The following is a 22736-nucleotide window of genomic DNA, read 5'->3' as shown; positions in this document are numbered from 1 at the left end:
AAGGTGAAACCATGACCGAGACCAGCCGTCAGTTCCAGTCTCTGGCCCATTGGGGCGCGTTCACGGCCCATGTCGAGGATGGCAGGCTGGTCGGCGTTTCGCCTTTTGCCGGCGATGCACAGCCAAACGACCTGATCGAGGCCTGGCCCGAAATGGTCTATGCCGAAAACCGCATCCGCCGGCCCTCGATCCGGCGCGGCTGGCTGGAGACGGTCGGGCGCGGCCTGCCGCATCCGGGTTTTGGCCGTGGCGACGACACCTTCGTCGAGGTTTCGTGGGACGAGGCGCTCGGCCATGTCCAGCGCGAGCTGGAGCGGGTGCGCAGCCAGTATGGCAATCCCTCGATCTTCGGCGGTTCCTATGGCTGGTCGAGCGCCGGTCGGCTGCATCATGCGCGCACGCTGGTCCACCGCTTCCTGGCGACGATCGGCGGCTGCACCGGCCAGGTGACCAATTACAGCTATGGCGCGGCGATGCGCCTGATGCCGCATGTGCTGGGCGATCTGGCGGCGGTGGCGGGGCCGGTCACCGACTGGCCGGCGATCCTGGAAAACTGCGAGCGCTTCGTCGCCTTCGGCGGCATCGCCGGCAAGAACTGGAAGATCCATTCCGGCGGCGGCGGCCTGCATCCCTATGGCGGCTGGATGGACAAGGCGGCGAAGAGCGGCGTCAGCTTCGTCAACATCTCGCCCTTGAAGACCGACACGGCCAACGTCATCGAGGCCGAGTGGATCCAGATCCGCCCCGGCACCGACATGGCGCTGATCCTGGCGACGGCCTGGCTGGTCCATGCCCGCGGCAAGACGGACATGGAGTTCGTCAATCGCTACTGTGTCGGCTTCGACCGTTTCCTGGCCTATCTGCAGGGCGCCGATGACGGCATCGTCAAGGACCCGGCCTGGGCCTCGGCGATCACCGGCCTGTCGGTCGAGGCGATCACCGGCTTCGCCGAAAGCCTGTTCGACCGGCGGGTGCTGCTGACGGCCGCCTGGTCGCTGCAACGCGCGGAAAATGGCGAGCAGCCCTATTGGGGTCTCGTGGCGCTGGCGGCGATGCTGGGCCAGATCGGCCTGCCGGGCGGCGGCGTCGCCTTCGGCTACGGCTCGATGAACGGCATGGGCGCGCCGCTCTACGATCTGCCGATCTCCGGCATGTCGGTGCCGAAGGTGCCGGGCGAACTGAAGATCCCGGTGGCGCGCATCGCAGACCTTCTGCTGCGGCCCGGCGAGCCATGCGAGTTCGACGGCAAGAGCTTCCCTTACCCCGATACACGGCTGGTCTACTGGGCCGGCGGCAATCCGTTCCATCACCACCAGGACCTGTTCCGCCTGCGCGAGGCGTTCCAACGGCCGGACACGATCATCGTGCACGAGCCCTGGTGGACGGCGACGGCGCGCCATGCCGACATCGTGCTGCCGGCAACGACGCCGCTTGAGCGCAACGACATTGGCGGCTCCTCGCGGGACCCCTATCTCTTCGCCATGCAGAAGGCGATCGAGCCGGTCGGCGAGGCACGCGGCGACTTCGAGATCTTCAGCGCGCTGGCCGACGGCATGGGCGTCGGCGCCGCATTCCACGAGAACCGCAGCGAAGAGGAATGGCTGCGCGTCATCTATGGCCGCTTCTCGACGAAGATGGCGGAGCGTGGTTTCAACCCGCCTGATTTCGACGCCTTCTGGGAAGCGGGTCATGTGCGGATTCCCGATCCCGAGGGCGGCTTCAACCTCTATGAGCCGTTCCGGGAGGACCCCGTCGCCCACCCGCTGGCGACCCCTTCGGGCAAGGTGGAGATCTATTCCGAGACGGTGGCCGGTTTCGGCTATTCGGAGTGTCCGGGCCTGCCGGTCTGGCGCGAGCCGACCGAGTGGCTCGGCTCCGAACTGGCCGAGCGCTATCCTCTGCACATGATCTCCAACCAGCCGGAAGACAAGCTGCACGGCCAGATGGATGCGAGCGCGCCGAGCCGCCGCAACAAGGTGCGCGACCGGACCGGCCTCGTCATGAACCCGGCCGATGCGGCCGCGCGCGGCCTGGCCGATGGCGACGTCGTCCGCGTCTTCAACGATCGCGGCCTCTGCCTCGCCGGTCTGCGCATTTCGGATCTGATCATGCCGGGCGTCGTCTGCCTGCCGACCGGGGCGACGTTCAACCCGATCTCCGACGGCGCCGGCGGGCTGATCGAGAACCATGGCAATCCGAACGCGCTGACCAAGGACATCGGTACGTCGCGCCTCGGCCAGGGCCCGAGCGCCCAGACCTGCCTGGTCGAGGTCGCGCGCCACGAGCAGGAAGCCGCGCCGATCAGCGTCCTGGCCCAGCCGCCGATCGAAGCGGCGGCCTAGTCAGACCCTCACCCCGACCCGCCCCTTACGCGTCCGAACCGGTATGGCCCTGGCCCGTGTGGCTGGCGGCGAGTTCGGCGACGGTGATCGGGCGGCCAGGCGTGCGCAGGCTCGGTCGGGAGAAATCGGTGACGGCGGCGCCCAGCTCCTCGGCCAGCACGCTGACTAGCGACAGGGTGCATTGCCGGCCCTGGCAGGGGCCCATGCCGCAGCGCGTCGCCGCCTTGACCTGCCGGGTGCCGGTGGCGCCTTGCGCGATCGCGGCGCGGATGCGCGAAACCGGAACCTCCTCGCAGCGGCACAGCAGCGCCGTGCCATCGGCCTTGGCCGCCGACAGCGTCGGCGCATAGAGCGCATCGACGAAGCGCCGCGCCCGCAGCCGCCTGTGCCGTTCCGCCAGTAGAGGCGCCACGGCTTCGCCATGCGCCTTGGCCGTCATGGCTCCCAGTTCGTGCGCCACGTCGCATGCGGCGAGCTTTCCCGTCAGCGTCGCGAGATAGCCGCCCGAAATCGCCGCGGCATCGCCGGCGAGCCAGATGCCGGGGACCGAGGCGCGGACCTCGTCCGTCGTGGTCATCGCATAGCACTGCGTCTCGGCGTTCCAATGGCTGGCGCAGCCGAAGGAGACGGCAAGCTGGTCGTTCGGCACGACGCCGTCATGCAGCGCCACCAGGTTTGCCTCGATCTGGTGCTCGCGGCCGTTCGAGCGGAATGCTAGTCCTGCGGCGCGGTCGGCGCCGAGCACGCGAAGATCGGTCGCGTGCCGGAAGACCGGAACACGGGCGGCGCGGATCCGGGCGAGCAGCTTGATGCCACTCATCGCCAGTGCCGGGTCGCCGACCAGCCCCGGCGCATGGCGCAGGCTGGAGCGAAAGCGCCGGCGGGGCATGGTGTCGACGATCGCCAGCGGCGCTGCGCCGGCTTCCAGCAGTTGCAGCGCCGTCAGCAGCAGCAGCGGGCCGTTGCCGGCCAGCACGAAACGACCCGACGGCACGGTGGCGCTGCCTTTCAGCAGCGCCTGCAGCGCGCCGACGGTGACGACGCCCGGCAAGGTATGGCCGGGCAGGACGACCGGCCTTTCCATCGATCCCGTGGCGAGGATGACGGCGCGGGCCCGCAGGCGGCAGGTCTGGCCTTCTACGCCATAGACCAGCGTCTCGCCGTCGCGCGCCCAGACACTGGCGCCACGGACGTGCTCCGCACCGCACTGCTGGAAGGCGGTGGCGAGCGGCAGCCCCCAGTCTTCGTAGTGAACGCGTCGCGGGTGCGAAATGCCGCGCAGGATCTGGCCGCCGATCGCCGGCTGGTCATCGAGCACGGTGACGCCGAGGCCGTGGCGGCGCGCCTCGATCGCCGCCGCCATGCCGGCCGGACCGGCGCCGATGATGGCGACATCCGTCGCCGGGTCTACGCGCGCAAATTCCGGCATATCACCATTCCGTCGCGCACCGGCGTCAGGCACGCCTGCACATTGGTTCGTCCGTCCAGTTCGACCGTGCATTCGAAGCAGGCACCCATCAGGCAATAGGGCGCGCGCGGCTGGCCGGTCGGCGTCTGCCGGGATGGCACCAGATCGTGACGCATCAGGCAGGCGGCGACCGTCTCGCCCGGATGGGCGTCGAAGGATCGGCCATCGACCGTGATGGTCAGCCGCGCATCGGCGGGGTCAAGAAGCGAGCGCAGCATCGAAGCGCCTCGAGGACAGGGTGGCGAGTTCGGCCGGCAGTGCGTCGGCGGCGATGGCGGGCCCGACGATCTCGGCATGCGCCGCGGCCAGCGTGATGCCGGAATGACAGGCGACGGCGAAGGCGCCGGGGCAGCTTTCGGACCGGGCATAGATCGGCATGCCGTCGGCCGGCATGACCCGGATCGCGCCCCAGCTGCGCAGCACCCGCGCCGAGGCGAGGAAGGGAAATTCGCGGATGGCGCGCTGCGCGTGGCTGGCGAGGATCGGCAGCGTCGTGCCGGGCGTCACGACATCATCCTCGTGGCTGTTGCCGAACATCACGCTGCCGGCGCGGGCCTGCCGCGTCGTGGGCGTCGCATGCGCGATGGACGGCGGCAACCTTTCGGTGACGACGATCTGGCCGCGCACCGGCCTCAGCGGCACAAGCATGCCGGCGGTGGCGGCGAGCGGTTGCGTGGCGAGGCCGGCGGCGATGACGACGCGTTCGGCCGGATAGCGGTTTTCGACGCAGAAGACGGTGAGTTGCGACCCGACCATGCCGATCGACAACGCCTTGTCGTCGCGGAGGATCTCTATGCCGAGTCCGCGCGCCTGCGCGGCCAGCGCCTGCGTCAGCAGCAGCGGGTTGGCGTGGCCATCGGCCGGGCACCAGCTGCCCCCGATCACGTCGGGGCCAACCTTCGGCAGCCTTTCGCGGATGAAGGCGGGATCGACCATGACGACGTCGTCGGGAATGCCGGGCTGGCCGGACAGCCGGCCGACCATCTTCGCCCTCGACGCCAGTTCATCGTCCGACAGGCAGAGGCTGAAGCCGCCACGACGGTCATATTCGGGATCGATGCCGGTCGCGGCCAGCAGGTCCGCGGCAAAGGCCGGCCAAAGCGAGGCCGAGCGCCGGCTCCACTGCGCATAGGGCGGGTGGTTCGCGCCCTTGCCCTGGACCCAGACGAGACCGGCATTGCCATAGGAGGCGCGCGGCTCCTGGTCGGAGCCGTCCAGGATGACGACGGAAAGGCCCGTGCGGGCCATGCCGACCGCGAGCGAAAGCCCGACAATGCCGCCCCCGATGACGATGGCGCGTTTCACGCCGCGCTCCCCGGCTGGTGCGGCGCCTGCGGATAGACGCGCGGTTTGACGCCGGCCATCAGCCAGTCGCCAAGCGTCACGATGTCATAGACCGGCAGGCCGAGCGCGCGCGAAATCTCGGCGGCATAGGGCGGCATGTTGGTGCATTCGAGCACAATGGCGCCGACGTCGCGCGGCAGGCCTTCCGTCGGCACGGGATGATCGACGCCGACGGCGGCGAAGTGGTCCGGTGTCAGCTTGGCCGCGTCCATGGTCAGCACGCCCACCGTGCGTCCCCTGGGCAGCAGGCGCTCGACGATCGGGATCTGCAGCAGGCTCGATGTCGCCACCGGGACGGGGAGGGCGGCGGCGAGCGCCTTCTGGTAGAGGGCGAGAAAGCCGCAGGTGGTGGAGATCGCGCCGGCACCATGCGCGACAAGGTCGAGAGCGGCGGCGATGAAGGCGTCGAGCAACCCCTCGGCGCGGCCGTCGATCACCCGGAGCGCATCGGCGCCGCGCACGATGCGGTACTGCACCGGATAGCCCCAGCTGTCGATATTGCCGGCATCGCCCGGAGCGCGCGCGAAGGCGGTATCGAGGATCAGCAGGCCAAGGCTCGTACCGGATACCGTCGTCACGGCCTGCTCTCCGTCGCTGGAACAATCTTGGGGCCGGCTGCGCCGCCTCGGGCCGGGTCGCCGCTGGCGGCGGCGCCGCGGGGAAGGCGGCCGTGGGAGGCGGCCGCCTTCCGGCCCTGGGAGGTGGTTACTCGGCAGCGATCCGGGTTGCGGCGTTGAGGCCGTACTGGTCGAGCAGGCCGAGCGTGCGCATGATCTCGACGCCCTTGTCGAGCGCCGGGCCCTTGAGGCCGGTGAGCGGGCGACGCAGGTCGCCGGCGGGCAGGCCGACCGCCTTCATCAGCGACTTCACCGCGACCGGGTTGATGGCCGAGTAGGTGTAGTGCAGCAGCGGCAGCAGGCGCATGTAGCTCTCGCGGAAGGCGAAGCCGTCCGTGTCGGCCGTCCAGGGCTTGGACAGGGCCGCCATTTCCGCCGGCGCGAGGTTGCCGGTCATGTTGGCGGTGCCGTGGCCGCCGAGCGCCATGGTCGGCACGACGAGACCCAGATTGGGCGAGTCGCAGCACATGATGGCGACGTCGGGGTTGCCGGCGATCACCTGCGCCACCTGGCCGACTCGGCCGGTCGATTCCTTGTGAACCACGAAGTTCGGATGCTGGAACAGCCGCAGCAGCGCCTCGTGGCCGAGATCGGTCTTCACGCGCGGCGGATTGTTGTAGATGCCCATCGGCAGCTCGGTCGACTCCGCGATATCGAGGAAATACTGCTCGATGTCGGCTTCCGAGGCGCAGATATAGGCCGGGGCGGCGAGGATCGCGCCATCGGCGCCTTCGCCCTTGGCAAAGCGCACCAGGTCGATCGAGGCCTTGGTGTCGCCGCCGGTGCAGCCATAGAACAGCTTCATCCCGCCGGTCTTCATCCTGGCGGTCTTGGAGATGATCTCGCGGCGCTCTTCCATGGTGAGCATCGAGATCTCGCCGGTCGAGCCGAGGATGAGCACGGCGGCGGTGCCGTTGTCTTCCTGGAACTTCAGCAGATCCTGGAACGCCTTGAAGTCGACCGTTCCATCCGCGTTGAACGGGGTGATCAGGGCGACGAAGGATCCTTCAATACGCATCTTGCTCATTGTGTCTGTCTCCGAAAGCCATTCGCGGCCGTCTCGCCCGGGAGGCGCGCCACCCATCCAAGAAACCTCGTTTCAGGCATCTCGGTCTTCGGATTGAAACATGCATTTGAAATGGCTGTTCGTCAACGAGCTTCGCATCGGCTGTGACGCCAAAGGCGCATAGGATTTGCTCGCGATCGGGCTCATGGGAGACGTTTCTTGCTGGCCAGGCGGTACGCTCGCGGAGCGCGGCAGGGTCGGTCGCCGGCGCGGGCACAAAAAAATGCCGCCGCTCCTGCGAGCGGCGGCATTCGGGGTCCGAGAGGGACGATTAGCGCCGGATGGCGACCGTATCCTCGTCGCGGCGGCTGCCGGCATAGGCGGCGGCGACCGAGGCGATGAAGGCGCCGACCAGCATGGCGACCACCGTCAGCAGCGAGGTCGTCAGTGCGGCCTTGCGGGCGGTGTCCGCCGCTTCCTTGGCCTTGTCCTTCAGCGTCTGGATCTGGGCCAGCACGTCATCGACACGCTTTTCCGCATCCGCCTGCGGCATGCCGGTACGGCTGGCGACCAACTGGGCCAGATAGGCCTTGTCGCCGGGCGGGAATTCGCCGGCCGCCGCGTCCTGAAGCAGGATGCGGCTGACTTCGCCGCGGATGGCGGCGTTGTCGCCCTGCACCGGCGCGGTGGCGCCGGCCTGGGTTGCCGGGCGGAACATCAGGTCGATGAAATAGCCGCTCGGATCGCCGACATTGCTGGTCGAAGAGGTGGCACCCTGCGCCGCGCCCTGGGCCGCGCCGGAAACCAGCGCCGTCGTGGACTGTACGCCCTGCGACACGACCGAACCAATGGCGGAGGAGAGCAGGCCGACAACGATGACCGTCGCAACGCACCACGCGATGAAGCCATGCACGGTGTCGCGGAAGAACACCTCGTCGGTGTGGAGGCCGGCCCACTTGGTGCGCAGACGGCCCGTGATGTAGCCACCGAAGCCGGCCGCCACCCACTGCGTCACGACGATCCAGATCACGGCCGAGACGGCGAAGGTGGTTGCCGACGCGCCTTCGCCCGACCAGGGCGATACCGCGGCAAGCCCGAGACCGGAACCCAGCAGGGCCATGACGAGCGTGACTGCAATCGCCGCTGCAGCGCCTGCGAAGATAGCACTCCACGACACGGCGGATTGCGACGACTCCGGTGCTGGGACCGTCGATTCTACTTCGATTATGGCCATCATTTCACCCTATCTGAAGAAGAGGGCGAGAAGAATGATGATCGGAATTGGCACACCGAGCAGCCAGAGCAAGATACCGCGTCCCATAACAGCCTCCTAGTTGAATGATCGGCAGTTCAACGGGGAAGCGAGTGTTTGGTTCCGGCCTCCGCAGCATCAGGTTGCGACAGATCGAAGATGGCGGGGGTCGAATGGATTTGGCCTGGGCTGTGGATTAGCTCATGGGTTGTGGATAAGCTGGAGAGGCTGGAACGATCCGGCGTCGATCCGAGTTGAACGGTCACCCCATTCACAAGGATCGATCGACATGACGAAGACCCTCGCCGCCCTGGCCATTTTCGCCGCCCTCACGGTTCCCGCGCTGGCGCAGGATTCCAAGCCCGCGCCGCAGGAGACGGTCGGCGTCGCCACGCTGGACCCTGCCACGATCGCCACGGGATGGCGCGCCTCCAAGATCATCGGCTCGACCGTCGAGAACGAAAATGGCGACACCATCGGTTCGGTCGACGACCTGATCCTGACCGCGGATCAGCAGGTGCCCTACGCCGTTCTGTCGGTTGGCGGCTTCCTCGGCATCGGCGCCAAGCTCGTCGCCGTTCCCTACATGGATCTCGACACCACCCAGAAGGGCAAGACGATCCTGCGGGCGGCCACCAAGGAAAGCCTCACCGCCGCGCCGGAATTCAAATACGCCGAATGACGGTTGCGCGCTGATAGGTCGAACCCGACCGACAGAGAAGTCTCGCCAGATCTGGCGGGACTTTTTCGCGTCCCGATGGCTGGCATGCTCTCGGAGCGTCGTTTTGGGATGCACAGGAATCCGCCGCAACCACCGGGGCGATGCCGCTTGATTTGTCGACCGGTTCCACGACCTATAGGCGAGGCAGCGACGGAGTCCGGGACGATGGACCGGCTACTGCATTGGGCGCGATGATCAACGACCTGTCTCACGGCGAAACAGAGCCGACCGATCTGGACCGCATGACACGTGGTTTCGACCAGATCCGCGATGTCGTCGATGTGCTGCCGGCGGCGATTTATACCGTCGACTCCCTGGGCCGGATCACCTCGTTCAACGAAGCGGCGGCGGCGTTGTGGGGGCGTCGCCCGGTTCTCGGCGAGGAAACATGGTGCGGAGCCTGGCGCCTTTACCGGCCCGACGGCACGGCGTTGCCGCACGATGCCTGTCCCATGGCGATCGCGCTTGCGGAGGGACGAGCCATTCGCGGCGCCGAGGCGGTCGCCGAGCGGCCGGACGGGACGCGCGTGCATTTCTCGGCCTATCCGACGCCGCTCCGCGACCCGCACGGCACCATCGTCGGCGGCGTCAACATGCTGGTCGACATCACCGATCGCAAACGTTCGGACCTGTCGGCCGCCGTGCTGTCGGCGATCGTCGAATCCTCGCATGACGCGATCGTCAGCAAGGACCTGAACGGCATTGTCGTCAGTTGGAATGCCGGGGCCGAGAGCCTGTTCGGCTACGCTCCGGAAGAGATGATCGGCAAGCCGATCGCGCTGCTGATCCCGCCTGATCGACAGGACGAGGAGCCGGCCATTCTCCGGCGCATCCGCAACGGCGAGCGCGTCGACCATTTCGAAACGGTTCGCCGGCGCAAGGATGGCAGCCTGGTCGAGATCTCGCTGACGATCTCGCCCGTGCGCGACCGGGAAGGCCGCATCATCGGCGCCTCGAAGATTGCGCGCGACATCTCCGATCGCCGCCAGGCGGAACAGCAGCAGCGCCTGATCGTCCGCGAGATGAGCCACCGCATCAAGAATCTCTTTGCCATCGCCGGCTCGATCGTCTCGATGAGCGCACGCGCCGCCGCGACGCCGGCCGAACTGGCAAAATCGGTCCGCGAGCGTCTCGACGCGCTGACGCGGGCGCACGAACTCACGCGACCCGGATTGATCGACGACATCGACATGGCGGGTGGCGCGCAGAACCTGCGTGAGCTCATCCAGGCGATCCTGCTGCCCTATCGCGGCGGTCCGGAGGGCGCGCCGCGCCTCGTGCTCGCCGGCCCGGATATCGTGGTCAATGGCTCGGCCGTGGCGAGCCTCGCCCTCGTCTTCAACGAATTCGCCACCAACGCCGCCAAATATGGCGCGCTTTCAGTGGCGGAGGGACGGGTGGAGGTAAGCTGGGCCGTTCATGGCGGCATGCTGACCGTCGACTGGCGGGAGGTCGGGGGACCAAAGATCGCGCATCGACCTCTGCGCCACGGTTTTGGCAGCACGCTCGCCAACCGCGTCGTCGTAGGCCAGCTTGCCGGTTCCCTGGACTACGAATGGAACCGGGATGGCGTGGCGATTCATCTCGCCATGGCGCGCGACCAGCTCGGCTAGAGCCAGTCGGCGGCTTCTTAGGTCGTCATCGCCCAGAGTGCCTTCGAGACGCTGCCCATGTCGTAAGGCTTGGCGAAGAAGGCGCTGTCGGTCGGCAGGATGTCGGAGGTCGGCGACTGGTGACCCGAAACCAGCACCAGCTTCACGGGCGGCCACCGCTCGCGAACGGCATGCGCCAGACGAATTCCATCCATGGATCCGGGCATGTCGATGTCCGTGAACAGGATGGATATCTCGGGATGCGTCTCCAGCATCTGGATCGCCTGATCGGCATTTGCCGCTTCAAGAACCTTGAAGCCGGCTTCCATCAGATCGTCCGCTGCTGCCATGCGAACAAGACCTTCATCCTCAACGACGAGAATGACGGGTGGTCCATTGGAGATGCTCATCACAATAGGGTACCCAAACTTGGCAACACCCGGCCACTGGCAACCGGGCCGATCTCGGCAAGAAAGACGACAATCCGCGTCATGCTTGCGTTGCTATGAACCGTCCAACGGAGTTACCTCCGATTTCGTTCCGGTAAGTCACCTCTTGACCCCACAATATCACCAATAGGTTAAGACGGCGCTTTCTGCGCTGCGTCAGGGAACCAACCGGCCCCCTGGCGCCTTCTAGCCGAGCCGGAGCCAATGTCCCGCTTCGGCCCCAGGAGACGTCCATGTTCCACACCTGGCTCAATCTCAACAGGCTGGCGTTCGAATCGCAGCAGGTGGTTCTCCTGCGCATGATCAAGCTCGCGGCGGGAGGCGCGAACGCGCAGCGCGAGGCGGAACTGATGATGCGCGAGAAAGTGCTCGCGGCGACGCAGTCGTCGCTGCGGATGGCCGGCGGCGCCTCGCTCGACAGCGTCGTGCGGAGCTATCGCCAGAAAGTGCGCGCCAACGCCCGCCGCCTGTCGCGATAGGCGGGCGGCGACCTTGCCGGCGGGGACAAGCAATCCCTTGTTAACCATAGTTTAAGGCGCATCGCGTCACCTATCGTCGGGAATCCCGATGCCTTCGCAAGGCCTTGGGGCCGATGGCGGGTATCGAGGCGGCGACATGGTTGGGCGGCGAGATTTCAGTTCCGGTCGACGCGAGGCAGGCCGCTTCGTCGCGCCCCGACCGGTCGCGTCCCCTCGGGCTGCGGCGTGGTCCTGGGCGTTTGCGCCCCTGTGGCTAGGCCTGTTGCTGCCGGCAACGGCGCAGGCGGCCTCCGATCGCGAGTTCAACGGCACCGAGTCGGCCGGGTCGGAACAGATCACCGCGAATGACGGCGATACGGTCCGCTTCAACGACACCAGCACCGCCGACCAGGCCAACATCATCAACAATTCCGGCGGCTCGACCTATTTCTATGATGCCAGCACCGCCGCCGACGCCATCCTGACCAATAACGGCACGGGCAGCCTGTCCTTCGGCGATGCGAGCACGGCCGGCAATTCGACCATCGTCAACAATGGCGGCGGTTTGCTTGGTTTCAGCGGCACGGCCAGCGCCGGCACCGCCAAGGTCACCAACAACGGCGCGACGCTGTTCAGCGGCTCGTCGACGGCCGGGGGCGCCACCTTCGTCACCAATGCCAGCGGCACGCTCACCTTCGCCGATGACAGCACGGCCGGCACCTCGAAGCTGACCGTCAACGGCAGGATGGAGTTCACCGACGCCTCCAGCGCCGGCACGGCCGAGATCACCAACAACACCACCGGGGTGGTCGATTTCCTCGACGCCAGCACCTTGGCCGGCGCCTCGCTCAACAATAGCGGTATCGTCAATTTCGCCGGCACCAGCAGCGCCGGCATCGCGACGCTCACCAACAACGCCACCGGCGCGATCGTCTTTTCCGAGCAGGCCTCGCTCAGCGCCGTGGCGCTGCTGTCGAACAGCGGCCAGGTGACGTTCAAGGGCTCCAGCACGGCCGCGACCGGCTTCGTCGCCAACAATGAAGGCGGCTCGATCCTGTTTACGGAGACGAGCACGGCCGGCAATGCCCGCATCGGCAACAGCGGCTCGGTCGCTTTTTCCGGCTCCAGCTCGGCCGGCTCGTCCGACCTGATCAACAATATGGGCTCGGCGATCGCCTTCTCCGGCAACAGCACGGCCGCCCAATCGACCATCAACAATGCCGGCCGCGTCGACTTCTCCGGTTCGAGTTCGGCCGGCACGGTCACGATCACCACGGGCGGCGGCGGCCTTACCACCTTTGCCGGCAATGCCACGGGCGGCACCGCCCATCTGATCGCGGATGAGGATGCGACGGTCGATTTCTCGCAGGTCGCCAGCGGCATCGCCGTCGGTACCATCGAGGGAGCCGGCACGTTCCGGCTCGGCGGCAAGGTGCTGACCGTGGGCAGCGGCAATCTCTCGACCACGGTCGACGGCACCATCGAGGATGGCGGCATAGGCGGTGGCACAGGCGGCTCGCTGGTCAAGGTCGGCACCGGCACGCTCAGCCTCGGCGGCGTCAGCCTCTATACCGGCCGCACCGATGTGCAGGCCGGCACGCTGCAGGCGGCCGCCGATGACGCGCTGGCGGAAAAGTCGGCCTTCACCATCGCTGCCGGCGCGACGCTGGATCTCGCCGGTTTCAAGGCGACGATCGGCTCGCTGGCCGGCGCCGGCGCGGTCACGCTGAACGCGGCGACCAGCGCGCTCTCGGTGGGCGGCGACGGCACGTCGACGGTGTTTTCCGGCCTGATCTCGGGCGAGGGCGGGCTGAACAAGTTCGGCGCCGGTACCTTGGCGCTGACCGCCGACAACACCTACCAGGGCACGACGACGATCACCGGCGGCACGCTGCAGGTCGATGGCGGCATCGCGGATTCCTCCGTCGTGGTCGGAGCGAACGGCACGTTATCCGGCATCGGCACGGTGGGCGCGACCACGGTCGCCGGCATCCTTTCCGGCGGCCACGCCGCGTCCCCGGCCGGCACGCTCACGATCGGGGGCGACCTGGCGCTGCAAGCGACGTCCACCTTGCGCACCACCGTCACGGCCAATGGCATGAGCCGGGTCTCGGTCGAGGGCGACGTCGATATCGACGGCAGCACGCTCAAGCTGGCGGTCTCGGCCGTGCCGCTGCAGGTCGGCACCTCCTACACGATCCTTTCCGCCACCGGCACGATCACGGGTACCTTCGGCAACACGCTTTCCGACTACGCCTTTCTCGACCCGACGCTCGACCAAACGACGCAGATGATCAGCCTCACGCTCGATCGCAACGACACGACCTTCGCCTCGGTCGGCGCGACGCCGAACCAGAGGGCGACGGGTGGGGCCGTGGAGCAACTCGGCCCCGGCAATGCGGTCCATGACGCCGTGCTGCCGCTCGAAGTGGCGACGGCGCGCGCCGCCTTCGACAATCTCTCCGGCGAGATCCACGCGACCGCGCTCGGCACCCTGCAGGCGCAGGGCGAGCAGACGCGGGCGACGCTTCTGAACCGGATGCGCAATTCTGGCTGGGTCGAGGGCTATACGCCCTGGCTCACCGGCTATGGCGCGCAGACCAACTTCGACGGTGACGGCAACGCCGCCGGCGGGTCGCGCCATTCGGCCGGCATCCTGGCCGGTATCGACCGCACCACGGAGAACGTCCGCGTCGGCCTCGCCGTCGGCATGGACAAGGGCAAGATCTCGCTCGACGACCGCGACAGCTCCGCCGACCTGCAATCCTTCATCCTGGCCGGCTACGGCCAGTGGAACTACGAAGCCCTGCGCGTGCGCGGCGGCGTCGCCATGGCGCTGCACGAGCTCGACGTCGAGCGGCAGATCCACGTCTCCCCGCTCAACGGCACGGCGAATAGCAGCCATGACGGCTGGACCGCGCAGGCCTTCGCCGAACTCGGCTATGTCCTGCGCTTCGGCGCCAGCGAGGTCGAGCCGATGGCGGGCTTCGCCTGCGCTCGCACCGATCTCGACGGCTTCACAGAGGATGGCGCGGGCGCCGCCAATCTTTCCTCGTCCGGCGGCGCGCTTTCGGGCTGTGGCACCACGCTCGGCCTCCGGGCCAGCCATCGCTTCGATCTCGACCACGGCCTCTGGATCAAGCCGCGCGTCGCGGTCGCCTGGACACATTCCTTCTCGGACCAGACGCCGACGCTGGGGATGGCTTTTGCCGGCAGCGATACGTTCCAGATCGCGGGCATCGGACCCGGCCGTGATGCCGCCACGGTGGATGCCGGTCTCGATTTCGGTCTGGTCTATGGCGCCAGCGGCTTCGTCAGTTACGCCGGCCGCTTTGCCGGCGGCGAGGATAGCCATGCCGTGCAGCTCGGCGTTTACATCGCCTACTGACGCAGGGTTGCATAAACCGGTCCGGTCCGTCGAAAACGTGCATTCGGCGCTTGACGCGTATGACATTCCGATACAATCCTCACATCCAGACGGTCTGGAAGCGAGGAATGGTTGTGAAGTTCGTACGCATCGTTGCCTTGGTCGCCGCCATCGCCACTCCCTCCCTGGCGCAGGCGCATTTCCAGGAGATCCTGCCCTCGACCGATAATTTCGGCGCCGAGGACAAGGCGCTGGACCTCGACCTGGTCTTCACCCATCCCATGGATCGCGGCCCGACCATGGACATGGCCAGGCCCGTCCGCTTCGGAGTCGTGACCTCCGAGGGGGAGACGGATCTGCTGGGAACGCTGGTCGAGGCGCCGCGCGACGGCAAGATGGCCTGGAAGACCCGCTACAAGCCGGCCAAGCCGGGCGCCTACACCTTCTTCGTCGAGCCGAAGCCCTATTGGGAGCCGGCCGAGGGCAAGTCGATCATCCATTACGCCAAGGTCGTCGTCGATGCGTTCGGCTGGGGCTCGGACTGGGACCGGCCGGTCGGCCTTCCCGTCGAGATCGAGCCGCTTGCGCGCCCGAACGGGCTCTGGACCGGCAATCTGTTCAGCGGCGTCGTGCGCCGCAATGGCGAGCCCGTGCCGTTCGCCGAAGTCGAGGTCGAGTGGGTCAATGACGGCTCCGTCACGCCGCCGGCCGATGCCTTCGTCACCCAGGTGGTCAAGGCGGACGGGCAGGGCGTGTTCCACTACGCCATGCCGCGCGCCGGCTGGTGGGGTTTCGCCGCCCTTGTCGATGCCGATTACCAGCTGCCGGATCCGGACGGAGAGCCCAAGCCGGTCGAGCTTGGCGGTCTGATCTGGGTCCAGGCCCGGGACATGAAATAGCGCCCCTTTCGGGGAAGCCGGCTCTACCCTCTCCCTCGGGGCGAGGTGAAGCAAGCGAGGCGGAGGCCTGTATGGCTCATATTCCGGATGGCGTCTTGTCGGTTCCCGTGCTGGCGGGCGGCGGGATCGTGACCGCCGCGGCCCTGGCCTATGCGCTGAAGAAGCTCGACGAGGACAGCCTGCCGCGCGTCGCCGTTCTGGCGGCGCTGTTCTTCGTCGCCAGCCTGATCAGCGTCGCCGTCGGGCCGACCAGCGTCCATCTGCTGCTGTCCGGATTGATGGGGCTGATCATCGGCTGGGCGGCCGTGCCCGCCGTCTTCGTCGGGCTGGTGCTGCAGGCGGTGTTCTTCGGATTCGGCGGCGTCACGACGCTCGGCGTCAACACGATGGATATCGCGCTGCCCGGCGTGCTCTGGGCGATGCTGTTCGCGCCTCTGCTCGTCGATGCCACGCCGCGCCGCGCGGCATGGGTCGGCGCCGTCGTGGCGGCGCTCTCGGTCGCGACCACCGCCGTCCTGGTGGCGCTGGTGCTGACGCTGAGCGATTCCAGCTACACGCTTTCGGCGCGCATCGTGCTCCTCTCCTATGGCCCGCTGCTGGTCGGCGAGGCCATCATCACCGGCTTTGCCTGCGGCTTCCTGGCCCGGGTCAGCCCGGACATGCTCGGCGCGCGCGCCCTGCGGCGGGGAGGCAAGATTGCCGCCTCATCCTGATCGTATCCGCCTGCTGCTGCTGGCGACGGCGGCGCTTCTCGTTGCCGCCGGCCCGGCCTCGGCGCACCGGCTCAAGGTGTTCGCCTCGGCGATCGGGTCGAGCATCGAGGGCGAAGCCTATTTTGTCGGCAGCGGGCCGGCCGCCGGCGTCGACGTCACCCTGCGCGAAAAGGCCGATCAAGTGCTGCAATCGGGCAAGACCGGGCCGGATGGCAAGTTCGCGCTGAAGGCGACGGGGACCGGCGACATCACCGTCACAGTCGACGCGGAAGACGGTCACGTCGCGCGCTTCACCGTTGCGGCCTCAGAACTGGATTCGAACTCGCCCGCGGCCGTCCCATCGGCTTCCGCCGCGCTAGCCGGCGATGCCCCGTCGGGTGCCGCCTCGATACCTGCCCCCGCCGCAGCGCCTGCCGTGTCGATGGCCGATCTCGAGATCGCCGTGGCGCGCAAGGTCGCGCCGCTCGCCGCCCAGATCGACGCGCTGCAATCCGCCCTGCGGATCCAGGACATCGTCGGCGGCATCGGCTACATCGTCGGGATCTTCGGGCTGGTGGCCTTCCTGAAGTCGCGCCGTCCTGCGAAAGATCGCCCGTCATGAGCGGCAAGGCGAGCGCCACGGCCATCTTCGCGGAAAACCGCGATGCGGGCCCGCTCGCCGCCATCGATCCGCGCGTCCGGCTGGCGGCCGCGATTACCTTCCTGGCGCTGCTCGCGGTGCTGCATACGGCGCCCGCTCTCGCCGCCGCCTTGGTGGCGGCCGGGGGCGCCGCGTTCTTCGCGCGCCTGCCGTTCCGCGCGACGCTGCGCCGGCTGACGGCGGTCGAGGGTTTCCTGCTGTTCCTGCTGCTGACCCTGCCGCTCACCATGCCGGGGCATGCGCTGTTCAGCCTCCTCGGTCTGCCGGTCTCGGAGGAGGGCGTCCGCCGCGCTATCGTCATCATCGTCCGGGTCAATGCCGGCGTGCTGATGGCGGCGGCGCTGCTCTCGACCATGGGCACGATGCGGCTCGCCGGCGCCATGAGCGGCATCGGCGTGCCCCCGCGCATCGCCCATCTGTTCCAGCTCACCGTGCGCTATGTCGGCGTCTTCCACGAGGAATATGCCCGGTTGCGGCGGGCGATGCGGGCGCGCGGTTTTCGTGCCGGCAGCAATCGCCATAGCTGGCGCAGCCTCGGGCATCTGCTCGGCATGCTGGTCGTGCGCAGTGCCGAGCGGGCCGAGCGGGTCGCCTGGGCGATGCGGGCGCGCGGCTTTTCCGGCCAGTTTCCCGCCTTCGCGCAGCGCCCCCTGGAACGCGCCGATCGTCTCTTCATCTTCCTCTGGCCGGTGCTGCTCATCGCCCTGGCCTGGCTGGAGTTCGGCTGAATGAACGCGCTGCCCCCGCCGCTGATCCGCCTTTCCGGCATCGTCGCCGGCTATGCCGCCGCCAGGCCCGTGCTCGACGGCGTCGATCTCGTGCTCAACGCGGGCGAGCGCATGGTGCTGCTCGGCGCCAATGGCGCCGGAAAGAGCACGCTGCTGCACGTCATCACCGGCTTCATCCCGGCCAGCGCCGGCACGGTCGAGGCGTTTGGCGCGGTGCGGCGCTCCGAGGCGGATTTCCGCAGTGTGCGCGTGCGGGCCGGCCTCGTGTTTCAGGATGCCGACGACCAGCTCTTCTGCCCGACCGTGATCGAGGACGTGGCCTTCGGGCCGCTCAATCTCGGGCAATCGCGCGAGGAGGCTTATGAGACGGCGCGGGCGACCTTGCGCTCGCTCGAGCTCGGCCATCTCGCCGACCGGGTGACGCACCGGCTGTCGGGCGGCGAGAAGCGGCTGGTTTCGATCGCCGCCGTGCTCGCCATGCAGCCGGAAGTGCTGCTGCTGGACGAGCCGACCGTGGGGCTCGATCCCGACGCCTATGCCCGGCTCAGCGACATTCTCGAAGCATTGCCGCAGGCGATGATCATTGTTGCGCATGACGCGCATTTCATGGCGCGCTTCGCCACCTGCGCGCTGCTTTTGAAGGACGGTCGCGGCCACCGTGGCAGCGTCCACCAGCATCCGCACCATCACAGCCACGCCCATGTGCATTTCGAGCATGATGTCGAAGGCTCGCTGCCGGTCGGCCTCGGCGCGCATCCCCTCTGAGCGTCGCGGAGCGGATGGCTCTGCGTCCGCTCCCTGTGCGCTGCGTCTCAGTCTGAGGCGCCGCGCGAGGTTTTAATTTCCGAGACGCCTCTGCCATGATACGGGCGAGCCTGCCGTGCGACGCGACGGCGGATCAGGCGACGGAATCACATCATGAGCGCATCGAATGCGACCCTGCAGGAGGCGACGCCCGAGCTCTCCAATGACGGCCTGCTCGGCATCGTCGTCCTTGTCGCCGCCCTGTTCGTGGCCTTCGGCCTTGTCGTCTCGCCGCCGGGCGACATCGTGCCCGGCCTCGTCAAGATCCTGCTCGCCCGCGACACGCTGATCACCGACTATATCGGCGTCGGCGGCATGGGCGCGGCCTTCGTCAATGCCGGCCTGCTGACGCTGGTTTCCGCCGGGATCTACCGCCTTGCCCGGGCGCAGATCGGCGGCGCCTCGATCGCCTGCCTGATGCTGGTGCTGGGCTTCGGACTGTTCGGCAAGAACCTCATCAACATCTGGCCGATCCTCGGCGGCGTCTATCTCTACTCGCACTACAAGCAGGAAGACTTTTCGGCCCACATCAACACGGCCTTCTTCGGCTGTGCTCTGGCGCCGGTGTTCTCCGAGATCCTGTTCTCGACCGCGCTTCCGATGTCGATCGGCCTGCCGCTCGGGGTCGCGACGGGGCTGCTGATGGGCTTCATGCTGCCGCCCGCCGCCGCGCAGCTGTTCAAGGCCCATATGGGCTTCAGCCTCTACAATATGGGGTTCACCGCCGGCATCGTCGGCACGCTGGTCGTGGCGATCTACAAGTCCTACGGCTTCGTGCCCGATCCCGTCTTCATCTGGACCACCGGCAACAACCTGTTGCTCGGCTCGTTCCTGACCGTACTGTTTCTCGGCCTCGTCGCGGGCGGGCTCTATGTCGACCGCGCTTCGCTTGGCAAGATGAAGGAGATCCTGGCGCTCTCCGGCCAGTCGCCGAGCGATTTCGTAGCGCTGGTCGGCATCGGCCCGACGCTCGTCAACATGGGCGTCACCGGCGCGATCGGCATGGTCTATGTGCTGCTGGTCGGCGGCGACCTGAACGGCCCGGTGATCGGCGCGATCTTCACGATGGTCGGCTTCGCCGCCTACGGCAAGCATCCCAAGAACGTGTTGCCGATCATGGTCGGCGTCTTCATCGGTTCGCTGGCCAAGCCCTGGAGCGCTTCCGATCCGTCGATCGTGCTGGCGGCGCTGTTCGGCACGACGCTGGCGCCGATCGCCGGCCGCTTCGGCTGGTATTGGGGCATCGTCGCCGGCTTCGTGCATTCCTCCGCCGCGCAGGCGGTCGGCGTGCTGCATGGCGGGCTCAATCTCTACAACAACGGCTTCGCGGCCGGCATCGTCGCCTCCGTGCTGGCGCCGGTGATCACGGCGATCCAGTGGCGCAAGGCCGACAAGCCGGAAGAGAAGCTCTAGTCATGGCTGTGCCCGCGATCCTCCCCATGAACGTGATCGTGGCCGTGGCCGTGGTCATGCTCATGCTCGTGGTGACGATGCGTGTGGCCCTGTTCCGGCTCGGCATGTTCGACCGGCATGATGTGCAGGGCGCCGTGGCGCACGCCGCGCTGGCTGATCACGCTGTCGGCGAAGGCCTGCAGCTTCGAAACCGTGCCGCGCAGGATCGAGACCTCGAGGCAATTGTCATGGTCCATATGGACATGGGTGGTCGAGATCGACATGTCGGAATGGTGATGATGGTTGGTGGTCAGCCGGCTCGCCAGCGCCCGGGTCTCGTGATTGTAGACATAGGTCAGCGTCGCATGGCAGATCTCGTCCGCGCCGGCCGCCTCGGTCGCCGCCGCCTGGGCGCGCGAGAACTCCGAGCGGATGATGTCGCGCAGCGCTTCCGACCGGCTCTGATAGCCCTTGCTCTGGCAAAGCGCGTCGATGCCTTCCAGCAGGTCGTCGTCGATCGTCACCGTCACGCGCTGCATGGCCGCTTCTCCCTAAATATTTGTCATGGTTAGCATAAAATGAATGGCGCGCCGCCTCCAGCATCTCGCTGCGAATTGCATGCGACATCGCCGCAATCTAGAGTCTGCCGGGTCGCTCGGGGGTGAAGGACATGGATCAAGACCGTCGCAAATCCGTCGCGCCGCAGGGCATGCTCAGCCTCTGGCTGGTGCTGTTCGTCGTCTGGATGGTCGCCAATTCCACGCTGGCCGTCGAAGTCGCCCTTGTTGGCGCGGTGATCACCCTGGCGCTGGCCTATGTCTTCACCGCGAGCAGCGACGCCTGGTGCCGCATCCGCTGGACGCCGGCCGGCTTCTATCACTTCCTCGCCTATAGCGGCACCTTCCTGGTCGAGCTGGTCAAGGCCAACATCACGATGATGCGCATCGTCTATGCGCCGCGCATCGATATCCATCCCGGAATCGTCAGGATACGCACGAAATTGAAGTCGCCGATCGGCCGGCTGGCGCTCGCCAATACCATCGCGCTGACGCCCGGGTCGCTCGTCCTCGATATCAAGGGCGAGACCCTGTACATCCACTGGCTCGACGTCCAGACGACCGATCTCGACAAGGCGACCGAAGCGCTCGCCGGCCCGTTCGAGACGCATCTGGAGAAAGTCTTTGGCTGAGTTCATCATCCAGATCGCCGCGATCCTGATCTTTCTCGCCATCCTGTGCGGCGTGATCCGTCTCGTCATCGGCAGGACGCTGGTCGACCGTATCGTCGCCATCGACATGCTCACCGTCATCTCGATCTCGCTGATCGCCCTCTACGCGCATGTCTCCGGCCGCTTCGTCTATATCGACGTGGCGCTGGTCTATGGCCTGCTCAGCTTCCTGGCGGTGCTGGCGATCGCGCGTTTCCTGGAAAAGGGGCTCTAGCGTGCTCGAGTTCCTGCTTCTCCTGGTCTGCGCCAGCATCCTCGTCAGCGGCGTGCTGGCCGTCTGCCTCAAGGATGTGATGCCCGCCATGGTCGCGTCCGGCTTGGCGAGCCTGTTCGCGGCTGTGTCGTTCCTGCTGCTCGCCGCCCCCGACGTGGCGATGGCGGAGGCGGCGATCGGCTCCGGCCTCGCCACCTTCATCTTCCTGTATGCCATCCGTAAAACCGGCAACGGGAAGGGCTGAGCCATGATCGAGATCATCGGCAGCCTGTTCATCCTGGCCGGCGCCATCTTCCTGTTTTCGGCCGGCGTCGGCATCTTGCGCATGCCGGACGCCTTCACCCGCATCCAGTCCGGGACCAAGGCGACGACGCTCGGCAACATGCTGGTGCTGATCGGGCTTGCCTTCTACCACCCCGGCTGGACCTTCAAGCTGATCCTCGCGATCTATTTCGTGCTGATGACCAACCCGATCTCGTCGCACGCGCTGTCGCGCGCCGCCTACCGCATCCGAACGCCGATGACCCCCACCACCGGCGTCGACATGCTGGCCGAGGACGAGGCGGACGGGAACGGGGCGAAGCCTCCGGCCAAGAATGCCGGGCGGAGGAAGCGCTCATGATGCGCCACATCCTCGTCGCGATCCTCGTCCTGCTGTTCGGGCTGATCTTCGCGCGCATGGTGGGCGGCTATGTCGAGCTGGACGCGCTGCGGCCGCTGGCGCTCGATTATGTCACCCGCGCGCCGGTCGAGCTTGGCACGCCCAACATCATCACCGGCATCCTCATCACCTATCGCGGCTTCGACACGCTGGGCGAAGTGGCGGTGCTGTTCATGGTGGCGGCCAGCGTCGGCCTGCTGCTGAAGAAGGACGACGGCAAGGCGTCCGTCGCCAAGGTTTCCAGCGACAAGGTCACCGGCGAGAAGACTGCGGCCGCGAAGCCGGTGCTCGCCAGGACGGAGGCGGCAAGGGCCGCCGCCGCCCGAGCGGCAGCGGCGAAGGCCAATGCCAGCGCGCGGGCCGTGACCACCGGCACCATGGCAGTAAAATCGGCCCGGGGTGCCGAGCCGGTGGAAGACGAGGAGACCGCGTCGCAGCGGGAGCCAAGCGAGATCGTCCGCACCGGCACGGAGGTTCTGCTGCCGCTGATCTTCACCTTCGGCGCCTATGTCATCGTCAACGGCCATCTCTCGGCCGGCGGCGGTTTCCAGGGCGGCGCCATCGTCGCCTCCGGCGTCATGCTGATGCTTCTGTCGCGGCCGGGCATGAAGCTCAACGTCGCCTTGCTTTCGATCGTCGAATCCTTCGCCGGCGTGTTCTATGTCTGCCTCGGCATTCTGGGGCTGGTACTGGCGGGCGGTTTCCTCGATCCGCGCTTCCTGCCGATCGGTACCTTGGGCGCCTTCATCAGCGCCGGAGCGATCCCGATCATTTCGGCGCTGCTCGGCATCAAGGTCGGCGCCGAGCTCAGCGTCATCATCGACCGTTTCAGAAGTTGAGT

At 67.3% G+C, this 22736-nt stretch carries 24 protein-coding genes; 16 read left to right on the top strand and 8 right to left on the bottom strand.

Annotation, left to right across the window (positions count from 1 at the left end):
* Positions 1–11: 11 nt before the first annotated feature.
* Complete coding sequence (locus tag OSH10_RS02840) at positions 12–2342, top strand: molybdopterin-dependent oxidoreductase (RefSeq protein WP_266330008.1); 2331 nt, start codon at positions 12–14, stop codon at positions 2340–2342.
* A 25-nt stretch (positions 2343–2367) separates the two neighbouring features.
* Here OSH10_RS02840 and OSH10_RS02835 read toward each other — a convergent pair whose 3' ends face one another.
* From OSH10_RS02835 to OSH10_RS02810, 6 genes are all read right to left on the bottom strand, one after another.
* Entirely contained in the window at positions 2368–3771 is a 1404-nt protein-coding gene (locus OSH10_RS02835) for an FAD/NAD(P)-dependent oxidoreductase (protein ID WP_266330006.1), read from the bottom strand.
* Positions 3750–4028, bottom strand: a complete 279-nt coding sequence (locus tag OSH10_RS02830) for a (2Fe-2S)-binding protein (RefSeq protein WP_266330005.1) — start codon at positions 4026–4028, stop codon at positions 3750–3752. Before OSH10_RS02830 ends, OSH10_RS02835 begins: the two co-directional genes overlap by 22 nt.
* Positions 4009–5115, bottom strand: coding sequence for an NAD(P)/FAD-dependent oxidoreductase (locus OSH10_RS02825; RefSeq protein ID WP_266330004.1), 1107 nt, complete (start codon positions 5113–5115; stop codon positions 4009–4011). The genes OSH10_RS02830 and OSH10_RS02825 overlap by 20 nt, the downstream gene beginning before the upstream one ends.
* Positions 5112–5732: an aspartate/glutamate racemase family protein gene (locus OSH10_RS02820; RefSeq protein ID WP_266330003.1), complete on the bottom strand. Its 621-nt coding sequence runs from the start codon at positions 5730–5732 to the stop codon at positions 5112–5114. The genes OSH10_RS02825 and OSH10_RS02820 overlap by 4 nt, the downstream gene beginning before the upstream one ends.
* Before the next feature lie 127 nt (positions 5733–5859).
* Positions 5860–6798, bottom strand: a complete 939-nt coding sequence (locus OSH10_RS02815) for a 4-hydroxy-tetrahydrodipicolinate synthase family protein (RefSeq protein WP_266330002.1) — start codon at positions 6796–6798, stop codon at positions 5860–5862.
* A gap of 310 nt (positions 6799–7108) precedes the next feature.
* The gene (locus tag OSH10_RS02810) at positions 7109–8011 is read right to left on the bottom strand and encodes a hypothetical protein (RefSeq protein WP_266330375.1); all 903 of its coding nucleotides are present in this window, start codon (positions 8009–8011) and stop codon (positions 7109–7111) included.
* 307 nt (positions 8012–8318) lie between these two features.
* Here OSH10_RS02810 and OSH10_RS02805 point away from each other — a divergent pair, with 307 nt between their 5' ends.
* On the top strand, positions 8319–8711 hold the full coding sequence (locus tag OSH10_RS02805) for a PRC-barrel domain-containing protein (RefSeq protein ID WP_266330001.1): 393 nt from the start codon (positions 8319–8321) through the stop codon (positions 8709–8711).
* A gap of 281 nt (positions 8712–8992) precedes the next feature.
* Positions 8993–10363 (top strand): PAS domain S-box protein, encoded by a 1371-nt coding sequence (locus OSH10_RS02800; protein ID WP_266330000.1) that lies wholly within the window; start codon positions 8993–8995, stop codon positions 10361–10363.
* A 17-nt stretch (positions 10364–10380) separates the two neighbouring features.
* Here the strand turns inward: OSH10_RS02800 and OSH10_RS02795 are convergent, their stop codons facing one another.
* Positions 10381–10752: a response regulator gene (locus tag OSH10_RS02795; RefSeq protein ID WP_266329998.1), complete on the bottom strand. Its 372-nt coding sequence runs from the start codon at positions 10750–10752 to the stop codon at positions 10381–10383.
* 272 nt (positions 10753–11024) lie between these two features.
* On the opposite strand from OSH10_RS02795, the gene OSH10_RS02790 reads away from it, so the two are divergent.
* From OSH10_RS02790 to OSH10_RS02755, 8 genes are all read left to right on the top strand, one after another.
* Positions 11025–11270, top strand: coding sequence for a hypothetical protein (locus OSH10_RS02790; protein WP_266329997.1), 246 nt, complete (start codon positions 11025–11027; stop codon positions 11268–11270).
* 262 nt (positions 11271–11532) lie between these two features.
* On the top strand, positions 11533–14637 hold the full coding sequence (locus OSH10_RS02785; RefSeq protein WP_266329996.1) for an autotransporter outer membrane beta-barrel domain-containing protein: 3105 nt from the start codon (positions 11533–11535) through the stop codon (positions 14635–14637).
* A gap of 107 nt (positions 14638–14744) precedes the next feature.
* On the top strand, positions 14745–15515 hold the full coding sequence (locus tag OSH10_RS02780) for a DUF4198 domain-containing protein (protein ID WP_266329995.1): 771 nt from the start codon (positions 14745–14747) through the stop codon (positions 15513–15515).
* A 71-nt stretch (positions 15516–15586) separates the two neighbouring features.
* On the top strand, positions 15587–16228 hold the full coding sequence (cbiM, locus tag OSH10_RS02775; RefSeq protein ID WP_266329994.1) for a cobalt transporter CbiM: 642 nt from the start codon (positions 15587–15589) through the stop codon (positions 16226–16228).
* Entirely contained in the window at positions 16212–16829 is a 618-nt protein-coding gene (locus tag OSH10_RS02770) for a peptidase associated/transthyretin-like domain-containing protein (RefSeq protein WP_266329993.1), read from the top strand. The genes cbiM and OSH10_RS02770 overlap by 17 nt, the downstream gene beginning before the upstream one ends.
* A complete protein-coding gene (cbiQ, locus tag OSH10_RS02765) occupies positions 16826–17596 on the top strand; it encodes a cobalt ECF transporter T component CbiQ (protein ID WP_266329992.1) in 771 nt (256 codons plus the stop codon). Before OSH10_RS02770 ends, cbiQ begins: the two co-directional genes overlap by 4 nt.
* On the top strand, positions 17597–18361 hold the full coding sequence (locus tag OSH10_RS02760) for an energy-coupling factor ABC transporter ATP-binding protein (RefSeq protein WP_266329990.1): 765 nt from the start codon (positions 17597–17599) through the stop codon (positions 18359–18361).
* Between the two features lie 153 nt (positions 18362–18514).
* Positions 18515–19813 carry a DUF1576 domain-containing protein gene (locus tag OSH10_RS02755; protein ID WP_266329988.1) on the top strand — a complete coding sequence of 433 codons (1299 nt, stop codon included), beginning with the start codon at positions 18515–18517 and terminating at the stop codon, positions 19811–19813.
* On the opposite strand, the gene nikR is transcribed toward OSH10_RS02755, so the two are convergent.
* Entirely contained in the window at positions 19810–20331 is a 522-nt protein-coding gene (nikR, locus tag OSH10_RS02750; RefSeq protein WP_266329987.1) for a nickel-responsive transcriptional regulator NikR, read from the bottom strand. The two genes, OSH10_RS02755 and nikR, sit on opposite strands and share 4 nt — an antisense overlap.
* Positions 20332–20462: 131 nt before the next feature.
* On the opposite strand from nikR, the gene OSH10_RS02745 reads away from it, so the two are divergent.
* The 5 genes from OSH10_RS02745 to mbhE are packed head-to-tail and all read left to right on the top strand — an operon-like array spanning position 20463 to position 22734.
* On the top strand, positions 20463–20981 hold the full coding sequence (locus tag OSH10_RS02745; protein WP_266329986.1) for a Na+/H+ antiporter subunit E: 519 nt from the start codon (positions 20463–20465) through the stop codon (positions 20979–20981).
* Positions 20974–21234, top strand: coding sequence for a monovalent cation/H+ antiporter complex subunit F (locus OSH10_RS02740; RefSeq protein ID WP_266329985.1), 261 nt, complete (start codon positions 20974–20976; stop codon positions 21232–21234). Before OSH10_RS02745 ends, OSH10_RS02740 begins: the two co-directional genes overlap by 8 nt.
* A gap of 1 nt (position 21235) precedes the next feature.
* Entirely contained in the window at positions 21236–21478 is a 243-nt protein-coding gene (locus OSH10_RS02735; RefSeq protein WP_266329984.1) for a hydrogenase subunit MbhD domain-containing protein, read from the top strand.
* A 3-nt stretch (positions 21479–21481) separates the two neighbouring features.
* Positions 21482–21856, top strand: coding sequence for a monovalent cation/H(+) antiporter subunit G (gene mnhG / locus OSH10_RS02730; protein WP_266329983.1), 375 nt, complete (start codon positions 21482–21484; stop codon positions 21854–21856).
* Entirely contained in the window at positions 21853–22734 is an 882-nt protein-coding gene (gene mbhE / locus OSH10_RS02725) for a hydrogen gas-evolving membrane-bound hydrogenase subunit E (RefSeq protein ID WP_266329982.1), read from the top strand. The genes mnhG and mbhE overlap by 4 nt, the downstream gene beginning before the upstream one ends.
* Positions 22735–22736: the final 2 nt, after the last annotated feature.

It is taken from the genome of Kaistia defluvii, from assembly GCF_026343955.1.
Taxonomy (GTDB): Bacteria; Pseudomonadota; Alphaproteobacteria; order Rhizobiales; family Kaistiaceae; genus Kaistia; species Kaistia defluvii.
This window is presented reverse-complemented; position numbering and strand designations above follow the sequence as displayed.

Bases quoted from the DNA above. Each gene is read 5' to 3' on its own strand.
- OSH10_RS02800 (WP_266330000.1), top strand. From the start codon at position 8,993: ATGACACGTGGTTTCGACCAGATCCGCGATGTCGTCGATGTGCTGCCG.
- cbiQ (WP_266329992.1), top strand. From the start codon at position 16,826: ATGAGCGGCAAGGCGAGCGCCACGGCCATCTTCGCGGAAAACCGCGAT.
- OSH10_RS02745 (WP_266329986.1), top strand. From the start codon at position 20,463: ATGGATCAAGACCGTCGCAAATCCGTCGCGCCGCAGGGCATGCTCAGC.
- OSH10_RS02755 (WP_266329988.1), top strand. From the start codon at position 18,515: ATGAGCGCATCGAATGCGACCCTGCAGGAGGCGACGCCCGAGCTCTCC.
- mnhG (WP_266329983.1), top strand. From the start codon at position 21,482: ATGATCGAGATCATCGGCAGCCTGTTCATCCTGGCCGGCGCCATCTTC.
- OSH10_RS02795 (WP_266329998.1), bottom strand. From the start codon at position 10,752: ATGAGCATCTCCAATGGACCACCCGTCATTCTCGTCGTTGAGGATGAA.
- OSH10_RS02780 (WP_266329995.1), top strand. From the start codon at position 14,745: ATGGTTGTGAAGTTCGTACGCATCGTTGCCTTGGTCGCCGCCATCGCC.
- OSH10_RS02835 (WP_266330006.1), bottom strand. From the start codon at position 3,771: ATGCCGGAATTTGCGCGCGTAGACCCGGCGACGGATGTCGCCATCATC.
- OSH10_RS02790 (WP_266329997.1), top strand. From the start codon at position 11,025: ATGTTCCACACCTGGCTCAATCTCAACAGGCTGGCGTTCGAATCGCAG.
- OSH10_RS02760 (WP_266329990.1), top strand. From the start codon at position 17,597: ATGAACGCGCTGCCCCCGCCGCTGATCCGCCTTTCCGGCATCGTCGCC.
- cbiM (WP_266329994.1), top strand. From the start codon at position 15,587: ATGGCTCATATTCCGGATGGCGTCTTGTCGGTTCCCGTGCTGGCGGGC.
- mbhE (WP_266329982.1), top strand. From the start codon at position 21,853: ATGATGCGCCACATCCTCGTCGCGATCCTCGTCCTGCTGTTCGGGCTG.
- nikR (WP_266329987.1), bottom strand. From the start codon at position 20,331: ATGCAGCGCGTGACGGTGACGATCGACGACGACCTGCTGGAAGGCATC.
- OSH10_RS02840 (WP_266330008.1), top strand. From the start codon at position 12: ATGACCGAGACCAGCCGTCAGTTCCAGTCTCTGGCCCATTGGGGCGCG.
- OSH10_RS02830 (WP_266330005.1), bottom strand. From the start codon at position 4,028: ATGCTGCGCTCGCTTCTTGACCCCGCCGATGCGCGGCTGACCATCACG.
- OSH10_RS02810 (WP_266330375.1), bottom strand. From the start codon at position 8,011: ATGGCCATAATCGAAGTAGAATCGACGGTCCCAGCACCGGAGTCGTCG.
- OSH10_RS02805 (WP_266330001.1), top strand. From the start codon at position 8,319: ATGACGAAGACCCTCGCCGCCCTGGCCATTTTCGCCGCCCTCACGGTT.
- OSH10_RS02815 (WP_266330002.1), bottom strand. From the start codon at position 6,798: ATGAGCAAGATGCGTATTGAAGGATCCTTCGTCGCCCTGATCACCCCG.